Genomic DNA, 2033 nt, shown 5'->3' on the forward strand with positions numbered 1-2033 from the left:
TGGCCCAGGCGCAGCCGCTGGGCGAATTCGACACCTGGCGCAGGCGTTGCCGATCACCCTGCTCGACGTGGTCAAGCCCTTCGATGCGTGACGAGACCGCCGAGCAGCCCGCGCCGCTGCGCAGCGGCCTGACCACCGGCAGCTGCGCCACTGCCACCAGCCTCGCGGCCGCGCGCCTGCTGTTGAGCGGGCAGCACAACGACGCGGTGCAGATCACCTTGCCCAAGGGCAAGCAGGTGCAGATGCGCCTGGAGTTCTGCCGCCTCACCGACAGCGGCGCCGAGGCCGGCACGCTCAAGGATGCTGGCGACGACCCTGATGTGACCCATGGCGCGTTGCTCTACAGCCACGTGCGCCTGCTTGAGGAACCCGGCGTACGTTTCGTCGCGGGCATCGGCGTCGGCACCGTGACCGGCCGGGGCTGGTGCTGGCGGTGGGAGAACCGGCGATCAACCCGGTGCCGCGGCGCATGATGACCGAACACTTGCAGCACCTGGCGCTGGAATGTGGCTATGCCGGCGGTTTTGAAGTGACCGTGAACGTGCAGGACGGCGACAGCCTGGCGCTGAAAACCATGAACCCACGCCTGGGCATCCTCGGTGGCCTGTCGATCCTGGGCACCAGCGGCATCGTGCGGCCGTTCTCCTGCGCGGCCTACATCGCCTCGATCCACCAGGGCATCGACGTGGCCAGAACCAACGGCTACGAGCACATTGCCGCGTGCACCGGCAATGCCAGCGAAGACACCATGCGCCGGGTCTACGGCATCCCGGACATTGCCCTGATCGAGATGGGCGACTTTGTCGGTGCGGTGCTCAAACACCTGCGCAAGGTGCCGGTGGGCAAGCTGAGCATTTGTGGCGGCTTTGGCAAGATCAGCAAGCTGGCCGCCGGGCACATGGACCTGCACAGCCGGCATTCGAGCATCGACCTGCCGCAGTTGGCGCAATGGGCTGCGGCGGTGGGTGCCGATGCGCCGTTGCAGGCCGCGATCATTGGCGCCAACACCAGCCAGCAGGCGCTGGCGCTGGCCAGCGCGGCCGGGGTGGCGCTAGGTGATGCGGTGTGCGAGCACGCCCTGGCGTTTGCCCGCAGCGTGGTGCCGGCGCAGGTGCAGGTCGAAGTGTTCGCGATTGATCGTCAGGGTGGCATCGTTGGCCGGGCGGGTGTGCAGTGAGCCGGCGCATCCTGCTGTTGGGGGGTGTGACCGAAGCCCTGGTCATTGCGCGGGCGCTGGGCCCGCAGCATGTCTACAGCCTGGCGGGTATTGGCCGCGTGCCCACCGACCTGACGTGCGAGGTGCGGGTGGGTGGGTATGGCGGTGCCGACGGCTTGGCGGCGTACTTGCGTGCGCAACACATCGGCCTGGTGATTGATGCCACGCACCCGTATGCCGCACAGATCAGTGCCAATGCGGCGCGGGCGGCGCGCGTGGCCGGGGTCGAGTGCTGGGCGTTGCGTCGTCCGGCGTGGCAGGCGCGGGAGGGGGATGACTGGCGTGAGGTCGCGGACTGGGCCGAGTTGATGACGGCGCTGCAGGCGTTTCAGCGGCCGTTGTTCACCTTGGGTCGTGAGCCATTGCAGCACTTGGACGAGATACCGGCGGGGCAGTTCTGGACGTTGCGGGCGCTGGAGGCGTGTGCGGGGAATGCGCGTTGCGAAGTGATTGGTGCGCGTGGGCCGTTCCGGCTGGAGGATGAGCGATTGTTGTTCGAGCGTCGGCAGGTGGATGTGTTGATCAGCAAGAACAGTGGCAGCAGCGCCACCGAGCCCAAGTTGGAGGTAGCGCGTGAGCGTGGGGTGCCGGTGTTGATATTGAAGCGGCCGGTGTTGCCGGTGGTGGATCGGGAGTTTGGTGGGGTGGCTGAGTTGCTGGCGGTGCTTTGATGGGTGCAATGCAGCTCTGAAGCCGAGCAAACAAAGGCTGACAACGCCGATCCTACAGGCCATGGCACGTTGCAGCAAATGTGGGAGCTGGCTTGCCAGCGAAGCGCCGCGCGGGACGGCGCTCGATCTTGAGAGCGCTGGTGAAT

General features: G+C 67.0%; 1 protein-coding gene and 1 pseudogene. Both read left to right on the plus strand.

Translation table 11 applies throughout. The features are described 5' to 3' along the window. Positions 1-83 precede the first annotated feature (83 nt). Positions 84-1177 (plus strand): annotated as a pseudogene (locus tag G3436_RS09275) (cobalt-precorrin-5B (C(1))-methyltransferase). Further along, on the plus strand, positions 1174-1887 hold the full coding sequence (locus G3436_RS09280) for a cobalt-precorrin-6A reductase (RefSeq protein ID WP_163943888.1): 714 nt from the start codon (positions 1174-1176) through the stop codon (positions 1885-1887). Before G3436_RS09275 ends, G3436_RS09280 begins: the two are co-directional and overlap by 4 nt. Positions 1888-2033: the final 146 nt, after the last annotated feature.

The sequence above is a fragment of the Pseudomonas brassicae genome (assembly GCF_010671725.1).
GTDB classification, from domain to species: domain Bacteria; phylum Pseudomonadota; class Gammaproteobacteria; order Pseudomonadales; family Pseudomonadaceae; genus Aquipseudomonas; species Aquipseudomonas brassicae.